The organism is Nocardia amamiensis (assembly GCF_015477605.1).
In the GTDB taxonomy this organism is placed as follows: domain Bacteria; phylum Actinomycetota; class Actinomycetes; order Mycobacteriales; family Mycobacteriaceae; genus Nocardia; species Nocardia amamiensis_A.
Genome location: NZ_JADLQX010000325.1, coordinates 1 through 255, shown reverse-complemented (window position 1 = coordinate 255; position 255 = coordinate 1). Strand labels below are relative to the sequence as shown.

1 protein-coding gene is annotated in these 255 nt (G+C 66.3%); it reads left to right on the top strand.

All coding sequences use genetic code 11. From position 1 onward, the window contains the following. A partial coding sequence (locus IU459_RS37990; protein WP_195134360.1) for a DDE-type integrase/transposase/recombinase occupies positions 1-255 on the top strand: 255 nt, incomplete at both ends.

The window sequence follows — 255 nt, the reverse complement described above, 5'->3', positions numbered from 1 at the left end:
GGTTCCGGCCCCGAATCTGCTGGTCGTCGCCGATTTCACCTACGTGCGGCTGGCCGGTGGCGGGTTCGTCTACACCGCGTTCGTCATCGATGCCTACGCCGGGCGGATCGTGGGCTGGGAATGCTCAACCAGCAAACAGACCGCGTTCGTGGAATCGGCGATCCGTCAGGCCGCCGCGCTGCGGCGGCGTCAGGGGCGGCCGTGGACCGGGTCCACGATTCATCATTCGGACGCCGGGTCGCAATATACATCGGT